The sequence below is a fragment of the Amycolatopsis sp. NPDC047767 genome, assembly GCF_040704195.1.
GTDB lineage: Bacteria > Actinomycetota > Actinomycetes > Mycobacteriales > Pseudonocardiaceae > Amycolatopsis.
In genome coordinates, this window is sequence record NZ_JBEYSJ010000044.1 from 44165 (window position 1) to 68946 (window position 24782).

General features: G+C 71.2%; 23 protein-coding genes. 9 read left to right on the forward strand and 14 right to left on the reverse strand.

Going from position 1 to position 24782, the window contains the following annotated elements; translation table 11 throughout:
- Positions 1 to 122: 122 nt before the first annotated feature.
- Genes AB0878_RS43940 through AB0878_RS43955 form a run of 4 tightly spaced genes read left to right on the forward strand, consistent with a single transcriptional unit; the run spans position 123 to position 3904 of the window.
- On the forward strand, positions 123 to 2543 hold the full coding sequence (locus AB0878_RS43940) for a nitrate- and nitrite sensing domain-containing protein (RefSeq protein ID WP_366588241.1): 2421 nt from the start codon (positions 123 to 125) through the stop codon (positions 2541 to 2543).
- Positions 2543 to 2959, forward strand: coding sequence for a roadblock/LC7 domain-containing protein (locus AB0878_RS43945; protein ID WP_220243702.1), 417 nt, complete (start codon positions 2543 to 2545; stop codon positions 2957 to 2959). The genes AB0878_RS43940 and AB0878_RS43945 overlap by 1 nt, the downstream gene beginning before the upstream one ends.
- Positions 2956 to 3327 carry a DUF742 domain-containing protein gene (locus AB0878_RS43950; protein ID WP_220243701.1) on the forward strand — a complete coding sequence of 124 codons (372 nt, stop codon included), beginning with the start codon at positions 2956 to 2958 and terminating at the stop codon, positions 3325 to 3327. Before AB0878_RS43945 ends, AB0878_RS43950 begins: the two co-directional genes overlap by 4 nt.
- On the forward strand, positions 3308 to 3904 hold the full coding sequence (locus AB0878_RS43955; protein WP_366588243.1) for an ATP/GTP-binding protein: 597 nt from the start codon (positions 3308 to 3310) through the stop codon (positions 3902 to 3904). Before AB0878_RS43950 ends, AB0878_RS43955 begins: the two co-directional genes overlap by 20 nt.
- On the opposite strand, the gene AB0878_RS43960 is transcribed toward AB0878_RS43955, so the two are convergent.
- On the reverse strand, positions 3898 to 4365 hold the full coding sequence (locus AB0878_RS43960; protein WP_366588245.1) for a DoxX family protein: 468 nt from the start codon (positions 4363 to 4365) through the stop codon (positions 3898 to 3900). The two genes, AB0878_RS43955 and AB0878_RS43960, sit on opposite strands and share 7 nt — an antisense overlap.
- A gap of 124 nt (positions 4366 to 4489) precedes the next feature.
- On the opposite strand from AB0878_RS43960, the gene AB0878_RS43965 reads away from it, so the two are divergent.
- Positions 4490 to 4945, forward strand: a complete 456-nt coding sequence (locus AB0878_RS43965; protein ID WP_366588247.1) for an NUDIX domain-containing protein — start codon at positions 4490 to 4492, stop codon at positions 4943 to 4945.
- Here AB0878_RS43965 and AB0878_RS43970 read toward each other — a convergent pair.
- The 4 genes from AB0878_RS43970 to AB0878_RS43985 form a co-directional block, all read right to left on the reverse strand.
- On the reverse strand, positions 4942 to 5595 hold the full coding sequence (locus AB0878_RS43970) for an HAD-IA family hydrolase (RefSeq protein WP_366588249.1): 654 nt from the start codon (positions 5593 to 5595) through the stop codon (positions 4942 to 4944). The two genes, AB0878_RS43965 and AB0878_RS43970, sit on opposite strands and share 4 nt — an antisense overlap.
- 32 nt (positions 5596 to 5627) lie before the next feature.
- Positions 5628 to 6428 (reverse strand): alpha/beta hydrolase, encoded by an 801-nt coding sequence (locus tag AB0878_RS43975; RefSeq protein WP_366588251.1) that lies wholly within the window; start codon positions 6426 to 6428, stop codon positions 5628 to 5630.
- Positions 6429 to 6444: 16 nt separating this feature from the next.
- Positions 6445 to 7014, reverse strand: a complete 570-nt coding sequence (locus tag AB0878_RS43980) for a DUF998 domain-containing protein (protein WP_366588253.1) — start codon at positions 7012 to 7014, stop codon at positions 6445 to 6447.
- 1168 nt (positions 7015 to 8182) lie between these two features.
- Positions 8183 to 9316, reverse strand: a complete 1134-nt coding sequence (locus tag AB0878_RS43985) for a metallophosphoesterase (RefSeq protein ID WP_366588255.1) — start codon at positions 9314 to 9316, stop codon at positions 8183 to 8185.
- Between the two features lie 88 nt (positions 9317 to 9404).
- Here AB0878_RS43985 and AB0878_RS43990 point away from each other — a divergent pair, with 88 nt between their 5' ends.
- Positions 9405 to 9773 carry a hypothetical protein gene (locus tag AB0878_RS43990; protein ID WP_366588257.1) on the forward strand — a complete coding sequence of 123 codons (369 nt, stop codon included), beginning with the start codon at positions 9405 to 9407 and terminating at the stop codon, positions 9771 to 9773.
- Positions 9774 to 10629: 856 nt separating this feature from the next.
- Here AB0878_RS43990 and AB0878_RS43995 read toward each other — a convergent pair.
- From AB0878_RS43995 to AB0878_RS44020, 6 genes are read right to left on the reverse strand one after another with little or no spacing between them, the layout of a single operon-like run.
- The gene (locus AB0878_RS43995) at positions 10630 to 11988 is read right to left on the reverse strand and encodes an FAD-dependent oxidoreductase (protein ID WP_366588260.1); all 1359 of its coding nucleotides are present in this window, start codon (positions 11986 to 11988) and stop codon (positions 10630 to 10632) included.
- Complete coding sequence (locus AB0878_RS44000) at positions 11985 to 12674, reverse strand: isochorismatase family protein (protein WP_366588262.1); 690 nt, start codon at positions 12672 to 12674, stop codon at positions 11985 to 11987. Before AB0878_RS44000 ends, AB0878_RS43995 begins: the two co-directional genes overlap by 4 nt.
- On the reverse strand, positions 12671 to 14083 hold the full coding sequence (locus AB0878_RS44005) for an amidohydrolase family protein (RefSeq protein WP_366588265.1): 1413 nt from the start codon (positions 14081 to 14083) through the stop codon (positions 12671 to 12673). The genes AB0878_RS44000 and AB0878_RS44005 overlap by 4 nt, the downstream gene beginning before the upstream one ends.
- Positions 14080 to 14967 (reverse strand): oxaloacetate decarboxylase, encoded by an 888-nt coding sequence (locus tag AB0878_RS44010; RefSeq protein WP_366588268.1) that lies wholly within the window; start codon positions 14965 to 14967, stop codon positions 14080 to 14082. Before AB0878_RS44010 ends, AB0878_RS44005 begins: the two co-directional genes overlap by 4 nt.
- 5 nt (positions 14968 to 14972) lie before the next feature.
- Positions 14973 to 15689, reverse strand: coding sequence for a GntR family transcriptional regulator (locus tag AB0878_RS44015; protein ID WP_366588270.1), 717 nt, complete (start codon positions 15687 to 15689; stop codon positions 14973 to 14975).
- 26 nt (positions 15690 to 15715) lie between these two features.
- Positions 15716 to 17035, reverse strand: coding sequence for an MFS transporter (locus tag AB0878_RS44020; protein WP_366588272.1), 1320 nt, complete (start codon positions 17033 to 17035; stop codon positions 15716 to 15718).
- 252 nt (positions 17036 to 17287) lie between these two features.
- Between AB0878_RS44020 and AB0878_RS44025 the strand changes: the two genes are divergently transcribed.
- Complete coding sequence (locus tag AB0878_RS44025; protein WP_366588275.1) at positions 17288 to 19150, forward strand: CocE/NonD family hydrolase; 1863 nt, start codon at positions 17288 to 17290, stop codon at positions 19148 to 19150.
- Here AB0878_RS44025 and AB0878_RS44030 read toward each other — a convergent pair.
- A complete protein-coding gene (locus AB0878_RS44030) occupies positions 19140 to 19544 on the reverse strand; it encodes a DUF1992 domain-containing protein (RefSeq protein ID WP_366588277.1) in 405 nt (134 codons plus the stop codon). The genes AB0878_RS44025 and AB0878_RS44030 overlap by 11 nt on opposite strands.
- A 128-nt stretch (positions 19545 to 19672) precedes the next feature.
- On the opposite strand from AB0878_RS44030, the gene AB0878_RS44035 reads away from it, so the two are divergent.
- A complete protein-coding gene (locus tag AB0878_RS44035; protein WP_366588279.1) occupies positions 19673 to 20491 on the forward strand; it encodes a TetR/AcrR family transcriptional regulator in 819 nt (272 codons plus the stop codon).
- Here AB0878_RS44035 and AB0878_RS44040 read toward each other — a convergent pair.
- Both AB0878_RS44040 and AB0878_RS44045 read right to left on the reverse strand, forming a co-directional pair.
- Complete coding sequence (locus AB0878_RS44040; protein ID WP_366588281.1) at positions 20457 to 21614, reverse strand: acyl-CoA dehydrogenase family protein; 1158 nt, start codon at positions 21612 to 21614, stop codon at positions 20457 to 20459. The two genes, AB0878_RS44035 and AB0878_RS44040, sit on opposite strands and share 35 nt — an antisense overlap.
- Positions 21614 to 22672 carry an alcohol dehydrogenase catalytic domain-containing protein gene (locus tag AB0878_RS44045; RefSeq protein ID WP_366588284.1) on the reverse strand — a complete coding sequence of 353 codons (1059 nt, stop codon included), beginning with the start codon at positions 22670 to 22672 and terminating at the stop codon, positions 21614 to 21616. The genes AB0878_RS44040 and AB0878_RS44045 overlap by 1 nt, the downstream gene beginning before the upstream one ends.
- A gap of 115 nt (positions 22673 to 22787) precedes the next feature.
- Here AB0878_RS44045 and AB0878_RS44050 point away from each other — a divergent pair, with 115 nt between their 5' ends.
- Positions 22788 to 24776 (forward strand): dehydrogenase E1 component subunit alpha/beta, encoded by a 1989-nt coding sequence (locus AB0878_RS44050; RefSeq protein ID WP_366588288.1) that lies wholly within the window; start codon positions 22788 to 22790, stop codon positions 24774 to 24776.
- Positions 24777 to 24782: the final 6 nt, after the last annotated feature.

Below are 24782 nucleotides of genomic sequence, written 5' to 3' on the forward strand. Positions count from 1 at the left end.
CGGCCTGCCTAACGTCGTCGCGGGCGATGGACCACGGTGAGTTGATCCGGCTGGTCGGAACCGGGTGGGAAAACCCTGGGCGACCCGATTACCTTGTACTGCCGGAAGGAAAACGGACCACGGTGAAGCAGAATTCTGTTCGTCGCAGCCGCGGCTCGTCGATTCGATCACGCGTGCTCGCGATCGCGTTGATTCCGAGTCTCGCTCTCCTGCTCGTCGGCGTCGCGCTCGCCGGTTACCTGATCACCGACGCCCTGCAGGCGCGGGACTACGCGCAGAAGATCCGCAGTTCGGAAGGCCCGGGCATCCCGTTCATCCTCGCCGCCGAGCAGGAACGGCAGCTGTCGATGAGCCTGCTGGCCGGACAGTCGGACGCGCGGCAGGCGCTGCAGGCCGCGCGGCCCAAGACCGACGCGGCGGCCGCGCAGATCAGCTCGATCCTCGAAGGCAACTTCGCCGACGACAACACCGTGCCCGCGAGCGTGAAGCAGAACATCGCCACGTTCGCCGGGCTGTACTCGAAGGTGCCGCAGGTGCGCCAGCAGGTGGACGCGGGGCAGCTGCCGCTGCTGCAGACGTTCACCTTCTACGACCAGATCATCGACCAGTTCACGCAGGGCGTCGCCGGGCTCGCGCAGGCCGCGCGCGGTGCCGAGAACGCGTTCGCGCGGCTGTCGGCGATCCCGATCTTCAACGCCGCCGAGGAAATGCAGCGCAGCGACGCCCTGTCGGCCGCCGGTCTCGCCTCGGGCGGTCTGAGCGGCGACGAGCAGCGCGCGTACATCGGGCAGATCGGCGCGTACCACGCGCAGCTGGAACAGTCCGTGCCGCAGATGCTGCCGCAGGTGCGCGCGAGCTACGACAAGCTCGTGGCCGGCGCCGACTGGCGCACCGTCACCCAGGTCGAAAACGCGTTCCTGGCAGGCGAAAAGCAGCTGCCGGTGCCGCAGCAGCAGTGGCGCGACGCCGCGCACCAGGTCGCCACGACGTTGATGACGATGTTCGTGACGCAGAGCTCCGCGGCCACCAACGCGGCGATCGCCGACGCCGACACCACGCTCACCAACTCGATCATCGCCGGCGCCGCCGCGCTGCTGATCGCGATCATCGTGGTGCTGATCGCGCTGCGCCTGTCGCGCCGGTTCATCGCGCGCCTCGCGCGGCTGCGGGAGGACACGCTCGACGCGGCCGAGGTCCGGCTGCCGGAGCTGGTGGAGCGCGTGCGGGCGGGCGAGCCCGTGGACCTCGAAGAGGGCGGGCACTTCCTCGACCACGGTGACGACGAGATCGGCGAGGTCGCCGAGGCGTTCAACAAGGCGCAGCAGGCGGCCATCGCCGCAGCCGTCGAAGAGGCGAAGACGAGGGAGGGCACCAAGACGGTGTTCCTCAACATCGCCCACCGCAGCCAGGTCATCGTGCACCGGCAGCTGAAGGTGCTCGACGCGGCCGAGCGCAAGCAGGAGGACCCGGACCAGCTGGACACGCTGTTCCAGCTCGACCACCTCTCGACGCGGGCCCGCCGCAACGCGGAGAACCTGATCATCCTCGGCGGCGGCCAGCCCGGCCGGCAGTGGCGCAACCCCGTCAGCCTGGCGGAACTGGTGCGGGGCGCGGCAGCCGAGACGGAGGACTTCTCGCGCGTGAAGACGGCGGCGCTGCCTTCGGTCGCCGTGCGTGGCCCGGTGGTCGGCGACCTCGTGCACCTGCTGGCGGAGCTGATCGACAACGCGACGTCGTTCTCGCCGCCGGAGGCGCGCGTCGAGCTGCGCGGCAACGTCGTCGGCAAGGGCGTGGTGATCGAGGTCGAGGACCAGGGCCTCGGCCTGGAGAAGGAGCAGGCCGAAGAGTTCAACGCGATGCTCGCCGACCCGCCGGACTTCGGGATCATGGCGCTGTCGGACGAGCCGCGGCTGGGCCTGTTCGTGGTCGCCCGGCTCGCGTCGCGCCACGGCATCTCCGTGCACCTGCGGGAATCGGCCTACGGCGGCACGCGTGCGATCGTGCTGGTGCGCCGGGATCTGCTCGCGCCGCTGGCCGACGCGACGCCGGACGTTCCCGAAGAAGAAGCCCCGGTGCCGGTGCCCGCGCAGCCGGTGCAGGACCCGGTGCGCATGAGCCGCGTCGGCCGGCGGGCGGCGCGGTTGCGTCCCGAAGCGGCTCCGGTCGCGGCGGTGGAACCACCCGCGTACGAACCGCCGGCGCCGCCGGTCGAGCAGCCCGCTCCGCCGCGTGCCGCCCGGCCGCCGCGCCCACCGCAGCCGGCGTGGCCCGCGCACGAGCCGCGGCCGGCGCCCGAGAACGGCCGCCCCCAGCAGCCGTACCGGCCGGAAGCGCCCGGACGTCCGCCGCTGCCCCAGCGCCGGCGTCAGCAGAACCTCGTGCCCCAGCTGCGTGAGGACCGTCCGGCGCACGAGCTCCAGGAGACCCGGGAGGACACGCCGGAACTGGCCCGCAACCGCCTCACGGCGTTCCAGCAGGGCACCCGGCGCGCCCGGGAGACGGAAGTCGACTACGACGACAACAGGTACGGAGATCGCGACTGATGGCCAACAACGGCGTCAACGAGCTCGACTGGTTGCTCGACGACCTCGTCAAGCGGGTCGCCGGTGCCGAGCGGGCAGTGGTGCTCTCGTCCGACGGGCTGCTGATCGGCCGGTCGAGCAATCTGTCCGAAGAGGACGGTGAGCACCTTTCGGCCGTCGCTTCGGCGTTCCAGAGCCTCGCGAGGGGCACCGGGCGCCACTTCGGCGGCGGCAACGTGCGGCAGACGATGGTGGAGATGGACCACGCGTTCCTCTTCGTGACGGCCGCCGGCCGCGGGGCGTGCCTCGCGCTGCTGGCGAGCGCCGACGCGGACATGGGGCTCGTGGCGTACGAGATGAACCTGATGGTCAAGCGGGTCGGCGCGGTGCTCACGGCGGCACCGCGGGCCGGAGTGGTCCAGCGGACCTCGCCATGAGCGGCCGGCACGAGTCCTGGTTCGACGACGAGGCCGGGCCGCTGGTCCGCTCCTACGCCGTCACGGGCGGGCGCACCCGCTCGGACACGCTCGGGCTGGACCTGATCACGCTCGTGGTCGCCATGCGCACCGCGCGCGAGGTGGCCGCGATCGAGCCGGAGTACGCGCAGATCCTGAGCCTGTGCCAGAAACCGACGTCCGTCGCCGAGGTGGCCGCGCGCGTGGACCTGCCCCTGCCTGTGGTGAAGGTTCTGCTGAGTGATCTGATCGAGCAGAACCTGGTGCTGTTCCGTACCGCGGCACCACCGACCGAAGCCCCGAACAAACACGTACTCCAGGCGGTTCTCGATGGCATCCGGAAACTCTGAACCCCGGCGCGCACTGACCGCGACGGCGGTCAAAGTGCTGATCGCCGGCGGGTTCGGGGTCGGCAAGACCACGATGGTCGGGTCGGTCAGCGAGGTCCCCCCGCTGCGCACGGAAGAGGTGATCACCACCGCTTCCGAAGGCGTCGACGACCTGTCGGGCGTGGAGCAGAAGACCACCACCACCGTCGCGCTGGACTTCGGCCGCATCACGATCAACCCCGAGCTGATCCTGTACCTGTTCGGCACGCCCGGGCAGGACCGGTTCTGGTTCATGTGGGACGAGCTGTCCGAGGGCGCGCTGGGCGCCGTGGTGCTGGCCGACACGCGGCGGCTGGAATCGTGCTTCGCCGCGGTGGACTTCTTCGAGCGGCGTGGCCTGCCGTTCATCGTGGGCGTGAACTGCTTCGACGGCGCGTACCGCTATGGCACAGAAGAGGTCCGGGCCGCGTTGGACCTCGACCCGGACGTTCCCCTGTTGCTGTGCGACGCCCGTGATCGGGAGTCCACCAAGCAGGTGCTGACGATCCTCATGGAGCACGTGATGAAGCACAATGACCTGGCGGCCGCGGGCTACTGACGGGCGTTCTTGACCCGGCGGCGCAGGTTGCCCAGCGCGAAGGCGCCCGGGCCGGTGAAGGCGATCGTCAGGAAGATCCACGAGTACAGCGCGGCGGGCTCGCCCATGTTCTGCATCGGCAGCAGGCCCATCGGCGCGTGGACGGTGAAGTAGGCGTAGGCCATCACGCCGGACAGTACGATCGCGGCCGGTCGCGTCGCCGCGCCCAGCAGGATCAGGACGGCGCCGACGACCTCGATCACGCTGGCCCAGAAGCCGGGGAAGCTGCCGAACGGCAGGGCCCCGCCCTGGCCGTCGATGCCGCCGAAGAAGCCGAAGCCGGCCAGGCCGTGGATCAGGAACAGGGTCGAGGTGACGACCCGGAACAGGGCCAGCACGATCGGGCGAGCCCGCTCGACGAGCTGCGGCTTCGTGGCCGACGCGGTGGACGAGGTGGCCTGGGTGCGGGTGATGGTGGTCATTTCCGGTTCCCTCCGAGTGTTTTTCCCTTTTGCCGATGCGTCGAGCGGGCTCGCCGCGGATCGACACGGGCGCGGAAACTTTTTTCGGACGGGTTTTCCGGGTGGGTTCCGGCAGACTGTCGCGATGGCTGCCAAACACAGCGCCGGGCTGCTGCTCTTCCGCCGGCGCGACGAGGTCGAGGTGCTGCTCGCGCACATGGGCGGGCCGTTCTGGGCGAAGAAGGACGAGGCCGCGTGGTCGCTGCCCAAGGGTGAGCTCGAGGAGGGCGAGGAGCCCGTGGCCGCCGCGCGGCGCGAGTTCGCGGAGGAGCTCGGCCTGCCTGCACCCGACGGTGCGTGGCTTCCTCTGGGCGACGTCCGCCAGTCGGGCAAGGTCGTCACGGCGTGGGCCGTGGAGGCGGACCTGGACCCGGCGGCGGTCGTGCCGGGGACGTTCGAGCTGGAGTGGCCGCCGCGCTCGGGGCGCAAGCAGGAGTTCCCGGAGGTGGACCGCGTCGAGTGGTTCGGGCTCGACGCCGCACGGGTGAAGCTCGTGAAGGGGCAGCGGGCGTTTCTCGACCGGCTGTCCGAAGTGGTCTAGCCCAGCAGGTCGAGGACCTCGGCCAGCGGTTTGGCCGTGAACGACGGCAGCACCAGGTCGGCGTGGCCGAAGTCGAGCACGGTGGTGATGGCGTTCGGCACGGCGACCGTGGGGATGCCGGCGGCCTTGGCGGCGCTGACGCCGTGGGGCGAGTCCTCGAAGGCGATCGCCTCCTCGGCCGGGACGTCGAGCGTGGCCAGCGCGGCGAGGTAGGTGTCGGGGCGCGGTTTGGCGGCGTGGCGGTCGCCGGTCTCGACGGAGCCGAACCGTTCGGCGAGGCCGAGGCGGGCCAGCTGGCCGTGGACCCAGGCGCCGGACGAGCTGGACGCGACGCCGAGCTTGAGGTTCCGGCTCGCGGCTTCGTCGAGGTAGCCGAGCACGCCATCGCGCGGGCCTTCGGCTGCCAGCAGCTGGTGGACCCGGGCGCGCATCGCCGGGCGCAGCTGCTCGGGGTCGATGTTCGCCACGCGTTCGGCGAGCAGCTCGAACATCGTGGCGGCGGTGTTCTGCGTGCCGATCACGGTGTGCCAGACCTCCAGCGGGAGCTCCGTGCCGTGGTCGCGGAACATCTCCTGCCACGACTGCAGCACCGCGGCTTCGGTGTCGGCCAGCGTTCCGTCGAAGTCGAAGATCAGCGCTCGCGTGGCCACCCGGTCAGCTTGCCGTACGGGTTGTCGTGGTGTCAGCGAGGTGTGAAGAACTCCGCAAGCACGGGGGCGAGGGCCGTGGCCTTCACGAGGTGGGTCTGACCCGGGAGCGTGCGGTAGGTGGCGCCCGGCAGCGTCTGGGCGAGCTGGGCCACGCCGGTCCGCATCCACTGGGGACTCTTGCCGCCGTCGATGGCGAGCGTCGGCGCGGTGACGCCCGACCAGCGTCCTTCGGGGAGTGGTTCGCCGGCTTGGTTTCCGTCCATCAAGGCGTTGTCGTAGGGGAGCGTGTGGGCGACGCGCTTGAGCTTCGGCCACGCGGGCATGAGGCGCATCATCGCGACCATGGGGGCGGGCAGTTCGACGCCGACGCGCATGAAGAGGCGCACGGCTTCCGCCCGGTTGTCGTCCTTGACGGCCTGTTCGAGCTTCGCGGTGTAGTCGGCTTCGAGCGGCTTTCGCGACCCGTCGACGACGAACGGCGGCTCGTACACGGCGAGTTTGCTCGTCGGCACGCCGCGGTGGGCCGCTTCGAGCGCGAGCACGGCGCCCGAGGAGATCCCGAAGAGCCCGGCTTCGCCACCCGCTTCCTTGACGACGGCGGCGACGTCTTCCACCTCGCGCTCCACGTCGTAGGGCAAGGTGTCCCCACTCTCGCCCCGGCCGCGGCGGTCGAACGTGAAGACGGTGAAGGCGCCGGCGAGTTTCTTCGCGATGGCGTCGTTGGGCGTCGAGCCGCGGTAACACATCGCCCCGTCGACGAGCACTAGCGAAGGCCCGGTGCCGACGCGGGTGTAGCCGAGGGTGGTGCCGTCGGCGGAAGTGGTGGTGGGCATGGGTTTTGCCTCTCTTTCAGTGGTTGATGGTGCGTTTGGCGCGGACCGCTGTCACGCCGAGCCACCCGAACGCGAGCGCGACGGCCACCCAGAACCCGATCACGACCACGGGGTTGGCGGACCCGCTGGCGACCCCGCCGAACGCGGCGAGGAACACGATGCCGGTGACCCGGGAGTAGCCGGATTTTTGGACCAGGCACGCCGCGGTGAAGGCCAGGAATCCGATGCCGGCGGCGACGATGTGAAGCGCCCCGTACCAGGAGATCGCGGTGTTTGCGGGGTCGGCTGTGAAGACCCCGGCGGCGATCAGGCCGGCTCCGAAGGTGGCGATCAGCCTGCTCCTGAGCCCCTTTGCGCAGGCGAGGACGAGCAGCCCGGTGACGACGAAGTTGGCCACCTGGATCCACCCGTGCGGGCCGATGGCGAGCAGGCTGACGTCGTTCCTTGCGGGGTCGAACCCGGGCCGGGTGAACGCTTGGGCGAGGGCCGTCCCGAGGTAGACGGGTCCGGCGGCGATTCCTGCGGTGAGCAGGGCTTTGTCCGCGCTGCGTGGCCTGGCGGTCGGTCTCTGTTCGACGGTGGTCATGGCGAGTCTTCTCTCGGGACCGGTGAGATGTTGTGGAGAACGTTGTCACCGATGGTTTGTGTCGTCAAGACAAAAAAATTAGTCGGTAGGTCAGTGGGGGACGTCGGCCGAGGCCACACGATGCGGTTGAGCGCGGCGGACCGAAGCACTCGCCGGACCTGCTCGAGTCACGGCGGTCGATGCTGCTTGGCAGGGTTGAGATCGGCGAATTCACGACCGATCGGGTGGCACGACGGATCGCTGGATCGCACCGACGCCTTCGCCTGACCTGGCGTTGCTCAAGTCAGGCCAGGCGATCGCGGGTCGGTCGTGCCCAGGTCGGGCATGCTCGCCAGGCCGGGGACCAGCGAAGGCGGCCCTGCCGAGCGAACCCACGGCCGCTGTTCCAGGCCGAATCGCTCGCCCGCCCGGGCGGCCGACAGTCGCTGCACTCAGGCCTGGCCCCGAGACGAACTCGGCGGGGCGGGCCGCTGCGCCGCGCCGCGACACTTGCCCGGCCGGGCGGCCGGCCGGGCGGCGGGGCGTGGCTGTGCTCGGGCGGGGCCTGGTGCTGGGGCAATGTGTGCGGGGCGGGCCGCTGTGCCGCGCCGCGACACTTGCCCGGCCGGGCGGCTGGGCGTGGCTGTGCTCGGGCCGGGCCTGGTGCCGGGGCGAGGTGTGCGGGGTGGGTCGTTGGGCCGCGCCGCGACACTTGCCCGGCCGGGCGGCGGGGCGTGGCTGTGCTCGGGCCGGGCCTGGTGCTGGGACGAGGTGTGCGGGGTGGGTCGTTGGGCCGCGCCGGAGCGCTCGCCCGACCGGGCGGCCGAGAATCGCGGTGCCCAGACCAGTCCCGGCGGCTGGGTTGAGATCGGGGCGGGCGGGGAGGGTCAGGCAGGCGCGGTTGGCGGTGTCAGGGTGGGCGGACGAGGGGCTGTGGTGCCTCGGTCAGGCGTGCTCGCCGGCGCAGGGGCGGCGAAGGCGAGCCAGTCGGGTGGCGTAGGAGCCCTTCGGTCGTGCCGAGGCACTTGTCTGACCCGATGTTGCTTGCGCGAGGTCTTGGTGGCCGGCTGTGCTCGGGCCGGATCTGGTGGCCGGGTTGTGGTCGGCGACGCCCAGGTCGCTGGCGTCGCGCCGGAGTGCTCGCCCAGCCCGGCGTCGCTCGCGTCAGGCGGGGCGGTCTTGCGCCAGGTCAGGCGGCGCGGCGGAGAGTGAGGAGGCTGATCTCGTTGGGTGCGAACACGCGGAACGGCGGGCCCCAGAAGCCGGAGCCTCGGCTGTTGTACAGCTGGGTGGGGCCGTGGCGGGTGAGGCCCGACAGGGTGGGCTGGTCGAGGCGGACGAGCAGGTGGAAGGGCCAGATCTGGCCGCCGTGGGTGTGGCCGGAGATTTGCAGGTCGATGCCGGCCTCGCGGGCCTCGTTGACCTGCTTGGGCTGGTGGGCGAGGAGGACGACGGGGACGTCCGGATCCGCGCCGGCGAGGGCGGCGGGGAGGTCGGGGCCGTGGCCGGGCAGCCCGGAGGCCGCGCCGGTGGGGTCGTCGATGCCGGCGAAGAGGATGCGGTCACCGCCGCGCTCGACGAGGGTGCTGCGGTTGTGGAGGGTGTCCCAGCCGAGGCTCGCCATGTGGTCGAGCCAGGCCTGCGCTTCGCCGAAGTACTCGTGGTTGCCGGTGATGTAGAACCGCCCGAGGCCGGCCTGGACGCCGCCCAGCGGGTCGACCTGCTTGCGCCGCTTGGCGACCGACCCGTCGGCGAGGTCGCCCGCGTGGCAGACGACGTCGGCCTGTAGCCGGTTCACCTCGGCGACCAGCTTTTCCGACCACTTGGTGCGGTCGAGGGGGCCGTAGTGCGTGTCGGTGATGACCGCGATGCGCAGGCCGTCGACGCCCGCGCCCAGCCGCGGGATCACCACGTCCGTTTCCTTCACCGGCGGCACCCGCATCGCGACCCGGTTGCCGACCGCGAGCAGCACCACCGACACCGCCAGGCTCGCCGCCGCCACGATCCGCGGCCGCGCGGGGTCGTCGACGCCCGCCGCCAGCAGCGCCAGCCGCAACACGTGCCCGAGGACGCTCCACGTGAACAGCACCCAGATCGTGCCGAGCAGGACATCCCCGGCCCGCGCCGCCGCGTCACTCTGCCGCGGCCCGTGCCCTTGGAACATCAGCACCGGGAACGCCACCATCGCGCCCGCGAACACCACCGTCCCCACGACGGTCCCCGCCACCGGCCACCCCGGGAGCAACACGAACACCGACCAGGGCTCCCCGAACAACAACAGCAACGCAACAACCAGGGCGGCCGCCCGACGAACCCGACGCATCACGGTCGTCCCTTCGACATGGTCTACCCAGAGTAGCCGGACTCGGGGGCTAACGGCCCAATGGGCTGTTAGGGCTGCTTCGAGCCGGGTGAGTCGGGTCGGTCGTGGTGCCGCCGCTGATCCGGCGGACCACTCCGAGACCACCCGATTCAGCGACTGCATTGTCGATCAGGTGTTCGATACTGTTTTCGATATGAAGTCCTCCACTGCTCACACAGCCACCGAGATCTCCCGACGCCTGGCCCTGTCCCACGCCGAGACCGAAGCTGTCACGGCTCTTCACGCTGCCCTTGCATCCCACCTGCCGACCACCCTCACCGCCCTCCGCAACGGCACCATCGACATCATCACCGCCGCCGGGATGGCCTACCTCGCCGGTTTCCTGTCGGCCGGCCAGGCCCACCTCGCCACGGAAATCCTCACGCCTGGCCGCCATGAATGGAGGTGGGTCACGTAGCGTGGACGCTCTCTTGTGGACAGTGCAGCCGGCCGCACTGTCCACGTAGGAGTATCGCGCGAGTCTTGGACAATCGCCCGCTCCGGACGGCCGCAACCAACCTCGCCTTGTGTTGCGCGAATTCTGCGGCGACGAACGTAGGTGAGAAAGGAGCTGTCGAGAATGTCATCAACAAAGGTGCCAACGACCTGGACGGAGGTGGCGCACGCAGAGAACCGGCACGACGGGTGAACCACCCCGGAGGGTCTCTACACCCTTGAGGCGACGCTCGCGACGGCCTGGCTACGCCATAGGTCCGGCCGGTCAGCGGCGGGAAGGAACCACAGGACGGCTCCTGACGACGGGTGAAACGCCCCGGAGGTCTCCACACCCTTGAGGCGAGGCTCGCCGTGGCCTGGCCACGCCATCGCCCGGCCGGTCAGCGGTAGGGAGGAACCACGAGGCGCCTCATGCCTCCAAGGTGACTCCTGGCGACGGGAAAACTCCCGGCCGCGGGGCGATTCCTGCCTGCGGGGCGCTATTCACGGCGGGGAGCTCCTGGTTGCAGGGTGATTCCTGCCTGCGGGGTGACTCGTTGCGGCAGGGAAACTCCTCGCCGCGGGGCGGCTCCTGCCTGCGGGGCTGCTCCTCGCGACAGGGAAACTCCGGGCCGCAGAGCGATTCCTGCCTGCAGGGCGGCTCCTCGCGACGGGGGAACTCCCGGCCGCGGGGCGACTGCGCCTGCAAGGCGGCTTCTCACCACCGGGGAACTCCTCGCCGCACGGCAACTTCTCGCCACAGGGGACCCCTGCACGCAGGGGAACCCCTCACCACACAACTCCTCCCCGCACGGAACTCCCCACCACGGCGAAACCGCTCACCGCAGGGCGGAGCCGGCGTGGGTGCCGGCCAGGTGGCCGAGGCCGAGGGCGGACAGGAGGCCGTTGCCGGAGCTGTAGCCGGCGCCGCCGGTCAGGCCGCTGATGCCGGTGGCGGTGCCGCCGACGGCGTAGAGGCCGGGGAGGGGGCCGGTGGCGGTGGTGGGGCGGGCGTGGGCGTCGACGAGGAGGCCGCCCTGGGTGTGGAAGAGGCCGGGGACGGAGCGGACGGCGACGTAGGGCGGGTGGAGCGGGCCGAAGCCCCAGTCGGTGCGGGCCCAGGGGTCCTGGGTGGTGTCGGAGGCGGCCGATGCGGCGGAAGCCAGAGTCGTGGAGAGGGAGGAAGGGGAGACGCCGCAGAAGGTGGCCAGGTCCGTGACCGTCGCGCATTCGCGGGCACCGCCCAGGGCGACGAGTTCCGCGAACTCCTGTTCGTGGCTCGACACGTAGTCGCGGATCTTCGTGTCGAACACGACGTGCCACGGACCGGGCGTCCCGAGCACGGCGTCGGCGTAGCCGGAGTAGCCGCGGGTTTCGTCGCCGAAGCGTTGGCCGGCGCCGTTGACCAGGACGCCGCCCATTTCGACCGTGGTCCACGACGTGATGGAGCCGTGGGGGTAGGCGACGGCCGCGTAGCCCTGGTAGGCCGTGGCGTTGCCCAGGCGGGCGCCGAGCGCGAGGGCCCACTGCAGTGACTCGCCCGTGCTGCCGTGGGAGCCGAAGTACTCGAAGCCGGCGATGTCCGGGGCCCACTCGCGCAGGAGGTCGCGGTTGGCGGCGAAGCCATTGCCGGCAAGTACCACGGCGTGGGAGGTGATCTCGTACGTGCCACTGCGCGGGCCGGAGACGCGCACGCCGGTGACGCGGCCGTCGTCGTGGAGCAACGCGGCCACGGGCGTGTGCACGAGCACCTCGGTGTCCGTCGCCCGCACGGCGCGCAGCAGGTCGGCGACGAGGTCGCGGCCCTTGCGTGACGGTGGGGCGTGCAGGCGTGGCACGGAGTGGCCGACGTGTTTGTAGTCGGTGATCAAGCGCAGGTCGACGCCGTGTGTGTCGATCAGCCACTCCACCAGCGCGGCCGACCCCGCGGCGAGCAGGCGGGCGAGGTCGTCGGCGTCGTGGCTGCCCGACTGGGCCAGCAGGTCCGTCGCGAGGCGATCGGCGGAGTCGTCGATGCCCGCCGCGGCCTGGAAGCGCGTGCCGGCGCCGGGGACGGAGCCCGTGGACAACGCGGTGTTCCCGCCCGCGTGCTCCGCCTTCTCCAGCACGACCACACTGGCGCCGGCGTCGTGGGCCGCCAGGGCGGCGGTGAGGCCACCACCGCCGGCCCCGACCACGATCACGTCGACGTCCGTCATGCCGAGACCTCCGAAAGGGCCGCGAGGATCCGGTCCGTGCTGGCAACATCGGCGTACTTCTGCGCCATGTCGAACAAGTTGGCCTGGTGCACCGTCGGCGTGCGGTCGTACACGGCGTCGTGCGGCACGGCGACGCGGAAGTTGTACGCGAACGCGTCGACCACACTGGACCGCACACACCCGCTGGTGGTACAGCCGGTGACCACCAAAGTGTCCACGGCCCGGTCGATCAGGTAGCTCACCAGCGGCGTCCCGAAGAACGCGCTCGGGTGCCGCTTCGGCAGCAGCACGTCACCCTCGGCCGGCGCGACCTCGGCGACGAACTCGTACCCCTGCGAAGGAACGTCCATGATGGACGGCACCTTCGCGCCCAGCCGGCCCGAGTCGTACGAAGCTTTCGGGGCCACATAAGGGTAGAGCACCGGCCAGCCGGCAGCCCGGAACGTCGTGAGCAACCGGCTGATGTTCGCCACCGCGTCCCAGCCGGCCTGGCCGCAGCTCGTGCGGTAGTCCTCGGCCACCGACTCGAAGAACGGCTTCGGCGAGTTCCCCACAGTGCGGTACTGCACGTCGATGATCAGCAACGCCGGCCGCTCGCCCAAACCGGCGGGCTTGCCGAACCCCGCGGCCTCGTAGCGGGCCTCGTCGTCGGCGGTGATCACGTCGGACCACGGACGGTCGCTCACGCCGAAACCTCCTGCTTCGCACCGAAACCCAGCGCGGCACGGCCACTGTTGCGCCGCGCCAGGAACTGCCCACGCGGGCCCTGCACCGCACCGTCGCGCACGGTGAACTCGCCACCGAGAATGGTGTGCTGCACGCTCACCTTCGACTCCCAGCCCTCCCACACCGAATACGCGGCACCGGAATGCTGCGTCGCCGCCGCGACCGTGCTAGGCCGGTTCGGGTCCACCACGGCGAAATCGGCGTCCGCGCCGATCCGGATCGCGCCCTTGCGCGGCCACAGGCCGAACAGCTGCGCCGTACGCGTGGCCGTGAGGTCGACGAGCCGCTCCACCGGAATCCCCCGGTTGAAGTGCCCTTCGCTCAACAGCAGCGGCAACAGCGTTCCGGTACCGGGGAAACCGGCCGACGCGCTCCACAGATCCTTGTCCTTCGCGCTGAAATGCCGCGGCACGTGGTCGGAGCCGATCACGTCGACGCGCCCGTCGGCCACGGCCTCCCACAACGCTTCCCGGTCGTCACGCGTCCGCAGCGGCGGATTGACCTTGCCGCGCGAACCGAGCCCGGAGTCGATCCCGAGCGTCAGGTAGTGCGGGCACGTCTCCACGAACACGTCGGGGTACTCCGCACGCTGGCGTTCCAAGGCTGAAAGCGCTTCCCGGCTCGTCACGTGCACCGCGTAGCTCGACGCGCCCACCACGCTCGCCAAGTACGCGACCCGGCCCTCGGCTTCCGCCTCCACATACGGCGGACGCACGGCGTGCCAAGCGTCCAGGCCGGCGTCGGGGTCCTTGCTCAGCCGCTCGCGCAGCCGCCACACGAGCTCGATGTTCTCGGCGTGCTGGGCGATCATCGCGCCGGAGTCGGCGGCGGCCTGCAGCGCGTCGAACAGGAACGAGTCGTCGTTGCCGGGCAGGTTGAGGTACGCGCCCTCGTTGCCGCGGAAGTTGGTGAACACCTTGAAGCTCGACACGCCGAGGTCACGCGCGTAGTGGCCGATGTTCTCGACGTGCTCGGGCGTCACCACGCAGAAGTGGAAGCCGAAGTCGGTGTGCGCGTGCTCGGCCATCAGGTCGCGCGCGGCCGGGAACAGCTCGTCGTACGGCTGCGGGCTCATGAGGTACGCCAGCATCGTGGTGACGCCGCCGGCCGCGGCCGAAGCCGTCTCCAGCGCGGCGTCCTCGACGGTCTTGGGCACGGAGAGGTCCTGGCCCAGGTGCACGTGGGCGTCGATGGCGCCGGGCAGCACCCAGCGGCCGGTGACGTCGACGGTCTCGGTGGCGGGCAGCTCGTCGGACGGCGCGCAGATCGCGGCGATCTTCCCGTCGCGCACGCACACGTCGACCTCGCTCAGGCCGGTGCCGGGCAGCACGACCGAGCCGCCGTGGAGTCGCAGATCGTAGGGCTTCATTCGGTGGTCCTTCCCGCGTACTTCTCGTCGAGGGCGTCGAACAGCGGCTTGCGCACCAGGTTCTGCCGGTCGGCCCAGCTGATGATCTTGTCGCCGATCTCGGTGGTGTCGCCGTGGTCCATGAGGTGGCGCAACGCGATCCGCATCCCGGCGACGGCGCCGCGCATGGCCGTGTTGGCGTAGAGGGCGACCGAGAAACCCAGTGCGCGCAGCTCTTCCAGCGGCAGGATGGGGGTGAGGCCGCCCTCGACCATGTTCGCGATGTGCGGGCCGGGCACGGTCCGCGTGATCTCGGCCAGCTCCTCCGGCGAACCGGGCGCCTCGACGAACAGGATGTCGGCGCCGGCTTCGCGGTAGAGGTTCGCCCGCTCGCACGCGGCGGTCAGCCCCACCACGGCGCGGGCGTCGGTGCGCGCCACGATCAGGAAGTCCTCGGTGGTGCGCGCGTCGACCGCGGCCTGGATCTTCCCGACCATCTCGGACGCCTCGATCACCTCTTTGCCGGTGAAGTGGCCGCACCGCTTGGGGGAGACCTGGTCCTCGAGCTGGATCGCCGTGGCGCCCGCGCGTTCGAGCGTGCGCACGGTGCGCTGCACGCCGAGCGCGTTGCCGAACCCGGTGTCGGCGTCGACCACGAGCGGCAGGGACACCGCGTCGCGCGTCGCCTCGACGTGGCCGGCCAGCTCCGGCAGCGAGAGCAGGCCGACGTCGGGGGCACCGAGGTAGGTGTTGGTGATCCCGGCACCGGAGAGGTAGACGGCTTCGAACCCGGTCTCTTCCGCGACCCGGGCGGTGAGCGCGTTGGGCGCACCCGCCAGGAGCAACGGCGCCTGGTCGCGCGCCGCCACCCGCTCGCGCAACCGGGCACCCAGAGAACTAGTCACAGGGCTTACAACTCCTCGTCTTCCAGCCGTCCCGCGAGCCCCTTCGGGCTGTTGGGCACGGTGTTCTCGAACAGGGACAGGGCGTTTTCGAGCGAGTGCTGCAGGTGCTCGTCCATCAGCCGCGCGGCCACGTCGGCGTCGCCCGCGGCCAGGGCGCGCAGGACCTCGCGGTGCTCCTTGAACGCGTCGCGGGCCCGGCGCGGCTGGCGCCCGGATCGGGACCGGGCCAGCTGGATCTGGTTGTTGGCGTCGCCGAAGGCCCGCAGGATGGACTGGTTGCCCGACAGCGCGACCACGCGGTGGTGGAAGTCGAGCTCGCCCGGGTACGCGGTGTCCACATCGGACTCCAGGACCTCCTCGGTGGCCCGCAGCAGGTCGTCGAGGTCCCGCAGGTCCTCGTTGTCCGCGCGCCGGGCCGCGAGCCGCACGGCGTGGGTCTCCAGCGCGGTGCGCAGCTCGTAGAGGTCACGAAGCTCGTCGGCGTCGAACGTGCGCACGTACGCACCGCGGTGGGGGACGACGTTGAGCAGGCCCTCACTGGCCAGCCGCTGGATCGCCTCGCGTAGCGGGCCCCGGCTGATGCCGAGCGCGCGGGCGAGCTCGACCTCGTTGAGCCGCTGCCCGGGCTGCAGCTGCCCGTCGCGCACCATGCCGCGCAGCACGTCGAGGCTGCGGCCGGCGTAGGTGTCGGTGCGTCGTTCCAGTGGGGGCGGTGTCGCCATGTCCTGCCTTCTTCGGTTGTCGTGGTTCAGCTGTCGCGCAGCGCGGTGCCGCGGGTTTCCTTCATCCGCACCGCTGCCGCAAGTGTGATCAACGCTGTCACGAGCAGGAAACCGGCCGGAGCCAGGCTGCTGCCCGTGCGGGCGATCAGCCAGGTGCAGATGTAGGGCGCGGTGCCGCCCACGGCCGTGCTGGCCAGGTTGAACCCGAGCGCGATGCCGCTGTAGCGCACGCGGGTGGTGAACAGCTCCGCGAACGTCGAGAACGCCACCGCCATCAGCGCGGATTCGGGCAGCCCCAGCACGATCTGGGCGAGCAGTGCCGGCACGTAGTGACCTGCGTTCATCACCATGAACACCGGCACGGTGAGGATCAGCGTCGCGATCGTGGCGCCGAGGAACACCGGCCGGCGCCCGACGCGGTCGGACAGCGCGCCGAAGAACGGCATGGCCGCGCACGAGACGATCAGCGTGACCGTGGTCGACCAGAACGCCTGCTTCGGGCTGAACCCGCCCACGCGCTGCAGGTGGATCGACGCGTACACGTAGACCACGTAGTACAGCGCGAACAGCAGGATCGACAGGCCGAGCGTGCGCACCAGCGCCCCGCGGTGCGACGTGAACAGCTCCCGCACCGGCGCCTTCGCGACCTCGCCCTGGGCGGCCAGGTTGTGGAACTGCTTCGAGTCTTCGAGCTTGAGCCGGATCCACACGCCGACGGCGCCCAGCGGCAGGCTGAGCAGGAACGGCAGGCGCCAGCCCCAGTCGGTCATCTGCTGCTTGGTGAGCACGGTCGTCAGCGTCGTGACCACGGCCGACGCGAGCAGCGCCCCACCGAGCGCGCCGAACTGGACGGTGGAGCAGAGGAAGCCGCGGCGGTGCGCCGGGGCGTATTCGGCGACGTACGACGCGGCACCACCGACCTCGCCGCCGGCCGCGACACCCTGCACGCACCGGGCCGTGACCAGCAGGAACGCGGCCGCGCTGCCGATCGCCGCGTACGTGGGGAGCACGCCGACGGCGAACGTCGCGGCGCACATGGCGAGCACCGTGGTGGCCAGCATGCGCTTGCGGCCCAGCCGGTCGCCGAGGTGACCGAAGATCAGGCCGCCCAGCGGACGCAGCGCGAATGCGGCGGCGAAGGTGGCCAGCGTGGCCAGCAGGGACGCGGTGGGGTCGACACCGGAGGCGAAGAAGACGACGGCGAGCACGGTCGCGAGATAGCCGTAGATGCCGAAGTCGAAGTACTCGACGATCGAGCCGACCAGACCGGCGGCCACGACCCGGCGGTCGACGCCCGCCGGGCCGGCGGTGACGGTGTCACCGACCGCTGACGTGCGGTTTTTCATGATTTCCGCCTTCCAGGCAGAACCGGGGGGACTCGGATGCGAGAACGATAGGTAGCTCCCTGTCTGCTGTCAACAGTTTGCAGCCGACAGGCGTTGCCTCGACCGGTGCCGGGCGACCGCCGAGGAGTTCCGGTGTCGCGAAAGACATCGAATCCGTTGTCCTGGCGGGAAAACTGCCGCCCACGATCGGTCGACGGCGGCTCACCCCGGCGGCGGTGCCCCGGCCGGGAGCCCCGGCGTTGACTGAGGCGCATGCGGCGTTCGACGGCGTTCTTCGGCCTGCTCGTCCTCTTCCTGACCCAGCTCGTCTCCCCGGCACAGGCGGCCGCCTGGTCCCCAGGCCCGGCCCAGTACGCCGTGACCGAGACGAACGACGTGCCCGTCACGATGGCCGACGGCACCGTGATCAAGGCCGACGTTCTGCGGCCCGACGCGCCCGGCACCTATCCCGTGCTGCTTGCCCAGACGCCGTACGGCCGCGCCGACCTGCACGAAGACCTCTCCTACTTCGTCCAGCGCGGCTACGTCGCGGTGATCACCGACGTCCGCGGCACCGGCGGCTCGGGCGGGCAGTGGGTGCCGTTCGCGCCGATCGAACGACAGGACGGCGCCGCCCTGGTCCGGTGGGCGGCGGCGCTGCCCGGCAGCGACGGGAACGTCGGCCTCAACGGTGGCTCCTACGTCGGCATCAACCAGCTGACCACCGCGGCCGCCGTCGGCCCGAACTCCCCGCTGAAGGCGATCTTCCCCGTCGTCGCGGGCAACGACCTCTACCGCGACCTCGCCGCGATGGGCGGGCTGCCCAACGCCGAGTTCATGCCGCTGTGGGAGCTGCTCACCGGGCTGCGCACGGTCACCCAGCCCGTGCTCGACGCGCTGAACAGCGGCTCACCCGCCGCGCTGCTGGCGGCGCTGACCACCGAGCTGCAACACCTCGGCGGGCTCGGCGCGGGCACGTTGCCCCTGCTCACGGGCGAGTTCACCGGCGGCGAGCAGGCCTTCGACGAGGACTACTGGCAGTCGCGCAACCCCGCCAACGTGCTGGGCGACGTCGTGGCGAACGGCATCCCCGCGTACCTCGTCGGCGGCTGGAACGACCTCTTCCAGCGCGGCGCCCTCATGAACTACGCGGCGCTGCAGAACGCGTGGGCCGGCCGGCCCGTGACCGCGCCGATGGCCGCCGGGCAGACGGCGACCAGCCGCTACCAGCTTTTGATGGGCCCCTGGTACCACGACCCGACCGGCGACATCGACCTGCACCCGATCGAGCTGGCCTGGTACGACCACTGGCTCAAGGGTGTCGACACCGGGATCACCGACACCACGAAACCCTTGCACGCCAACGTGTTCGGCACCGACACCTGGGTGGACACCACGACGTACCCCTTCACCGGCGCCCAAGCCACCACCTACTACCTCGGTGGCGGACGCACCGGCACCGCACCGCGCTCGGCCAACGACGGCACGCTGACGACCAGCCCGGGCTCGGGCAGCGGCACGGACTGGATCACCTGGACGCCGACGTCGAGCACCTGCACGCGCTCCACCGCCCAGTGGCTGGGCGGATTCCTGCCCAACCCCGCGTGCGACACCACGAACCTCGACCGCGAACACGGCCCCGGCTCGCTCGTCTACACGTCCGCGCCGCTGACACAGCCGAGCGTGCTCGCCGGGCCGATCACCGCATCGATCTCCGCGCAGGCCAACACGCTCGACACGACGTGGGTGGTGACCGTGACCGACGTCGGCCCGGACGGTTCGTCCAAGCCGCTCACCGAAGGCGCGCTGATCGGTTCGCAGCGGGAGACCGACTCGGCCCGCAGCTGGTACAGCTCCGACGGAAAACTCCTGATGCCCTACCACCCCTACACCCGACAGTCGGAGAAATGGGTGGTACCCAACGAAATCACGCGTTACGACGTCGAGGTGTTCCCCACGTTCGCGCAGCTCGCGGCCGGACACCGGATCCGCGTGGTGCTGACGACGGCCGACACCCCGCACCTCACGCCGACGCTCACCCAGCTGCCCCGCCTGCTCGGCGGCATCTACCAGGTGAAGACGCCCGCGTCTTCGATCACGCTGCCGCTGGCGCCGCTCTCGGCGTTCACCGGGTGACGCGCCAGCTCTCCACGATCTCGTCGACGTCCAGCGGCATCGCGCGCAGCGGCGGGCCTTCCTGCGGCCGGCGGTGGGTTTCCCGGATGCGGTCGTTGAGGTCTTCCACGATCTCGCGCACGCGCTTCTCGGTGCGCACCTTCGCCAGTTTCGCCGGCAGGTCCTGGATCTCGCGCGGGATCGCGAGTGACGGCGGCAGGAACGAGCCCGGGTCCAGGTCGCCTTCGCGGGCGCGGCGCAGGGCCCAGTCCGTGGCGGCGTCGCGGCCCGTCGGGGGCGGCAAGGGCTTGCCGGCGCCGGGCAGGTCGTCGAACTCGCCGCGCGACTGGGCGGCGGAGATCAGGCGGTCGACCCAAGATCCGAAGGACACGCCGGGGGGTTTGCGCTCGGTCACTCGAACACCTCCGATCCCCACCCAGCGTAGCCGGGCCCGGAGCGTCGCGGATGGGTCGAAGGTCCCGAACCGGCAGGTAGGATCCCCGGCAACCGATCAGCGCCGGGGCAGGGGAGGGGGCTGCGACGATGACCGTCGAGCAGAACAGCGACAACCGCGCCGCGGAGGCTGAGCAGATCGACCGGACGCTGGCGTTGCTGTGGCGCGAACGGTCCACGCCCGCCGCCGAACCCGCGCGCGGGCGCCGGCCGACGCTCACCGTCGGGCAGATCGTGGCCGCGGCCATCACGGTCGCCGACGCCGACGGGCTCGTGGCCACGTCGATGCACCGCGTCGCCAAGGAGCTCGGCGCCGGGACCATGACGCTCTACACCTACGTGCCCGGCAAGACCGAGCTCGTCGACCTGATGGTGGACGACGTGCTCGTCGAGCGCGGCCTGCCCGGCCCCGGCCAGCCCCGGACGGGTGACTGGCGCGCGCAGATCCGGCTCTACTCCGAGCGCACGCGCGAAGCCCACCGCCGCCACCCGTGGCTTCGCGAGATGTCGCGCGTACGCCCGGCGCTCGGCCCGGGCCAGCTCGCCGGCCAGGAGTACGTGCTGTCCACCGTGGACGGTCTGGGACTCGCGCCGCGCGAAACCGTGGCCGCCGCCAACAGCATCACGGCCTACGTGGACGCCAACGCGGCGCTCGAGGCCGAGAGCATCCACCTCGAACGCAGCACCGGCCAGTCGAACGACGCGTGGTGGGACCAGCGATCTTCCTTCTGGGGCAAGTACTTCGACCTCACCGCGCACCCGGCGATGAACCGCGCGTGGCTCGGTGGCGGCTTCGACCAGGGCGCGGGCGAGCAGGCGGCCGAGGCCTGGGAGTTCGGCCTCGACCGGCTGCTCGACGGCATCGAGCTGCAGGTCAAGCGGTGCCGCGCGCCAGAGCCCGGGCGATGACGTTGCGCTGCACCTCGCTCGTGCCCTCGCCGATTTCGAGGATCTTCGCGTCGGCGTAGAACCGTGAGATGGTGGACTCGCGGATGAAGCCGTAGCCGCCGTGGATCTGCACGCTCTGGCTGGCCGCGCGGTTCGCGACCTCCGACGCGTACAGCTTCGCCATCGCCGCCGCGGTGCTGAACGGGCGGCCCTGGTCGCCGAGCCACGCCGCGTTGTACACGAGCCAGCGCGCCGCCGCGATCTCCGTGGCCATGTCCGCGAGCTTGTGCCCCACGGCCTGGAACCGGGTGAGCGGCTGGCCGAACTGCTCGCGTTCGCCGGCGTGGCGCACCGCGAGGTCGAGGGCCTTCTGCGCCAGCGACAACGACAGCGCGGCCACGCTGATGCGCCCGCCGTCGAGGACTTCGAGGAACTGGCGCAGGCCGTTGCCCTCCTCGCCGATCAGGTGGTCGTCGGGCACCCAGCAGCCGGAGAACACCAGCTCGCGCGTGTCGAGCGCGTGCCAGCCGAGCTTCTTCAGCGGCTGGCCCTTGGTGTAGCCAGGGGTGCCTTCGGGAACGAAGAAGGTGCCGTAGCGTTTCGCGCCGCCGTCGTTCTCGCCGGTCAGGGCCAGCACGGTGACGCCGAGGCTCATCTCGGTGCCGGCGTTGCTGATGAACATCTTCGTGCCGTCGAGCAACCAGCCGCCGTCGGCGCGCCGGGCGCGGGTGCGGATGCCGGCCGCGTCCGAGCCCGCCGTGGGTTCGGTGAGGCCGAAGGCGCCGATCGCTTCGCCCGAGGCGAGGGGCCGCAGCCAGCGTTCCTTCTGTTCGTGGGTGCCGAACGTGGCGAGCGGCAGGCTGGCGATCGTCGAATGTGCGTTCCACGCCGACGCGATCGACTGGTCGGCCGCGCCCAGCTCCTCCATCGCGGCCACATAGGACACGAAGCCGGCGTTGGCGCCGCCGTACTTCTCGTCCACGAGCATGCCCATGAGCCCGAGCTTGCCCAGGTCGTGGAACACCTCCGTGGGGAAGTGGCTGCGCTCGGACCAATCGGCGGCGTGGGGCGCGATCTCCTTCGCGGCGAAGTCCCGGCAGAGCTGCTTCAGCGCGACAGTTTCCTCGGGCAGGTCGAAGTCCATCAGTGCTCCTCGGGCTTCAGCAGGATCTTGAGGTGGCTGCCGCGGTCGGCTTCGAGCTCGGCGAACGCGTCGCGCCCGGCCGAGAGCGGCCGCACCCCGGTGAGCATCGGCGTGGCGTCGAGCCGGCCCGTGGCCATGAGGTCGAGCACGCGCGGGATGTCGAAGTTGTAGCCCAGCGAGCCCAGCACCGTGCGCTCGAACGGGACGATCTGCGTGATCGGCAGCGCCGCGCTGGCGCCGCTGATCCCGCACAGCACCGCGCGCCCGCCCCGGCGCACGGTGCTCACGGCCAGCTCCACGAGCTCCGGACGGCCGGTCGCCTCCACCACCACGTCGGGCCCGACGCGGCCGGTGCGCAGGAAGACTTCGCGTCGCACATCGGTCTTCGCCGGGTCGTACACCTCGGTCGCGCCGATCTCGGCGGCCTTGCGCGCGCGGTCGGGCACGGGCTCGCTCACGTAGAGGCCCGCCGCGCCGGCGAGCTTCGCGGCCAGCAGCGCGGCGATCCCGATCGGACCGGCACCGAGCAGGAGGACGTTGTCACCCGGTTGGACGTTCGCGCGCCGGACGGCGTGCAGGCCCACGGCGAGCGGCTCGGCCAGGGCCGCCAGCTCGTCGGAGACGCCGTCGGGGATCGGCACGAGGCCCTCGACGGGCACGGTGACCTTCGACGCGAACCCGCCGTCGGCGGCGAGGCCGATCGAGCCGCCCTTGGCGCAGATGTGGTATTCGCCGTGGGTGCACCAGCGGCACACGCCGCAGCGCAGGCACGGGTCGACGGCCACGCGCGTGCCGACCGTCACCCCGGGCACGGCCGAGCCGAGCGCCACGACCGTGCCGCTCATCTCGTGGCCGAGGGTGAACGGCGGTTCGAGGCCGGTCAACGGGTGCGGCCCGGTGCGGATGAGGTTGGGGCCGTGCGCGAACTCGTGCAGGTCGGTGCCGCAGATCCCGCAGTACGACACGGCGATCACCGCTTGACCCGGCGCCGGCGCCGTCGGTTCCGGCACGTCGTCGAGGCGCAGCTCGCCCTTGGCGTGCCAGCGCAGCGCGTGCACGCGACCACCTCCGAACTGGAGTTGTTTTTTCGAACAGTCGGTACAAGAATCGTGGTTCCCGGCGCGATGTCAAGGGCCGGGGCGAAAACCGGTGAACGGCAAGGGCAGGAGCGTGATGACTTCCACCCGGGTGAGCGACCTGGCAACGGCATTCGACGGCGACCCGAGCGCATTGGCCGAGATGTACCGGCGGATGCGGCTGATCCGGCAGTTCGAGGACCGCGCGTCGAGGCTGTACCGGAACAACGAGATCCCCGGCTTCCTGCACCTGTCCATCGGGCAGGAAGCCTCGGCGGTCGGCGCGTGCCGGCCGCTGGACGACCGCGACGTGATCACGTCCACCCATCGCGGGCACGGCCACTGCATCGCGAAAGGACTCGACGTCGAGGGCATGTTCGCGGAGCTGATGGGCAAGGAGACCGGCACGTGCCGGGGTCGCGGCGGGTCGATGCACATCGCGGATCCGCGCAAGGGGATCTTCGGGGCCAACGGGATCGTCGCGGCGGGACTGCCGATCGCTGTCGGCGCGGGCACCGCGGCCCAATTGCGGGCTGAAGGCGGTGTGGTGCTGGCGTTCTTCGGCGACGGCGCCGTGGCCCAGGGCATGTTCCACGAAGCGGCGAACCTCGCCTCGGTGTGGCGGCTTCCGGTCATCTTCTTCTGCGAGAACAACAAGTACGCCGAGTTCTCGCCGATCGCGACGCAGACGCGCGCGTCGCTCGCCGACCGCGCGCCGGGGTATGCGATGGACTACCACCACGTGGACGGCAACGACGTCGCCGCCGTCGCGTCGCTCGTCGACGGCTTGGTGCGCGAGCTGCGCGCGGGCGGCGGGCCCGTGCTGGTCGAGGCCGACACGTACCGCTGGCACGGCCACTACGAAGGCGACCCGGAGAAGTACCGGGAGCCGGAGGAGCTGGCGGAGTGGAAGGAACGCGACCCGCTGGTGCGGCTGGCGGCGCGGCTGCGCGAGCTGGGCACGGACGTCGCCCCGATCGATTCCGAGGTGGACGCCCGGATCGAGGCGGCGGTCGAGGCCGCGCGTGCCGCAGACGAGCCGTCGCCGGACACGCTGCACCACTTCGTCGGCGTGCCGCGTGAGCCCGTGCCCGAGCCGGCCGAGGCGACGGGTGAGATCTTCCGGACCATAGACGCGATCCGCGGCGCGCTGGAGTACGAGCTGGCGCACGACGAATCCGTGTTCCTGGCCGGCATCGACGTCGGCGCCGGCGGCAACGTCTTCGGCCTGACCAGGGGACTCGCCGACAAGTACCCCGGCCGCGTGCGCGACACCCCGATCTCGGAAAGCGCGATCATCGGCGCCGGCGTGGGCGCCGCGATGGCCGGGCTGCGGCCCGTGGTGGAGCTGATGTACTTCGACTTCGTCGGCGTGTGCCTCGACCAGCTCATGAACCAGGCCGCGAAGCTCCGCTTCATGACCGGCGGCGCCGTCAGCCTGCCCATGGTCGTGCGCACGCAGTTCGGCGCGGGGAAGTCTTCGGGGAGCCAGCACTCGCAGAGCCTCGAAGCGCTGCTCGCCCACATTCCCGGCCTGACCGTGGTGATGCCGTCGACGCCCGCCGACACCTACGGCCTCCTGCGGGCCGCCATTCGCGATCCGAATCCGGTGGTGTTCGTGGAAAACCGCCTGATGTACGGGCGCAAGGGGCCGCAGCCGCCGCCCACGCACCTGGTGCCGCTGGGCCGCGCCGCCATCCGCCGGCCGGGCACGGACGTGACGCTGGTGTCGTACTCGAAGCTGGTGCACGACTGCGTCGACGTCGCCGAGGAGCTGGCAGCCGAGGGCATCAGCGTCGAGGTGATCGACCTGCGGACCATCGCGCCGCTGGACACCGCGACGGTCCTGCAGTCGCTGGCCAAGACCGGCCGGCTGGTCGTGGCGCACCAGGCGGTGGGCGACTTCGGCGTGGGCGCCGAGCTGGCCGCCGTGGCCGCCCGCGAGGGCTTCTGGACGCTCGACGCGCCGGTGATCCGCGTGGGTGCGCAGGGGACGCCGGCGCCGTATGCGCCTTCGCTGGAACGGGTGTGGCTGCCGTCGAAGGAACGGATCGCCGCCGCCGTACGGGAATCCGCCCGCGCGTGACTACGC

Excerpts from the sequence above, each read along its gene's own strand:
- AB0878_RS44040 (WP_366588281.1), bottom strand. The coding sequence starts at position 21,614 with ATGGACTTCGACCTGCCCGAGGAAACTGTCGCGCTGAAGCAGCTCTGC.
- AB0878_RS43955 (WP_366588243.1), top strand. The coding sequence starts at position 3,308 with ATGGCATCCGGAAACTCTGAACCCCGGCGCGCACTGACCGCGACGGCG.
- AB0878_RS44020 (WP_366588272.1), bottom strand. The coding sequence starts at position 17,035 with ATGAAAAACCGCACGTCAGCGGTCGGTGACACCGTCACCGCCGGCCCG.
- AB0878_RS43945 (WP_220243702.1), top strand. The coding sequence starts at position 2,543 with ATGGCCAACAACGGCGTCAACGAGCTCGACTGGTTGCTCGACGACCTC.
- AB0878_RS43965 (WP_366588247.1), top strand. The coding sequence starts at position 4,490 with ATGGCTGCCAAACACAGCGCCGGGCTGCTGCTCTTCCGCCGGCGCGAC.
- AB0878_RS44035 (WP_366588279.1), top strand. The coding sequence starts at position 19,673 with ATGACCGTCGAGCAGAACAGCGACAACCGCGCCGCGGAGGCTGAGCAG.
- AB0878_RS44005 (WP_366588265.1), bottom strand. The coding sequence starts at position 14,083 with ATGAAGCCCTACGATCTGCGACTCCACGGCGGCTCGGTCGTGCTGCCC.
- AB0878_RS43975 (WP_366588251.1), bottom strand. The coding sequence starts at position 6,428 with ATGCCCACCACCACTTCCGCCGACGGCACCACCCTCGGCTACACCCGC.
- AB0878_RS43995 (WP_366588260.1), bottom strand. The coding sequence starts at position 11,988 with ATGACGGACGTCGACGTGATCGTGGTCGGGGCCGGCGGTGGTGGCCTC.
- AB0878_RS43985 (WP_366588255.1), bottom strand. The coding sequence starts at position 9,316 with ATGCGTCGGGTTCGTCGGGCGGCCGCCCTGGTTGTTGCGTTGCTGTTG.
- AB0878_RS44050 (WP_366588288.1), top strand. The coding sequence starts at position 22,788 with ATGACTTCCACCCGGGTGAGCGACCTGGCAACGGCATTCGACGGCGAC.
- AB0878_RS43950 (WP_220243701.1), top strand. The coding sequence starts at position 2,956 with ATGAGCGGCCGGCACGAGTCCTGGTTCGACGACGAGGCCGGGCCGCTG.
- AB0878_RS44025 (WP_366588275.1), top strand. The coding sequence starts at position 17,288 with ATGCGGCGTTCGACGGCGTTCTTCGGCCTGCTCGTCCTCTTCCTGACC.
- AB0878_RS43960 (WP_366588245.1), bottom strand. The coding sequence starts at position 4,365 with ATGACCACCATCACCCGCACCCAGGCCACCTCGTCCACCGCGTCGGCC.
- AB0878_RS44015 (WP_366588270.1), bottom strand. The coding sequence starts at position 15,689 with ATGGCGACACCGCCCCCACTGGAACGACGCACCGACACCTACGCCGGC.
- AB0878_RS43980 (WP_366588253.1), bottom strand. The coding sequence starts at position 7,014 with ATGACCACCGTCGAACAGAGACCGACCGCCAGGCCACGCAGCGCGGAC.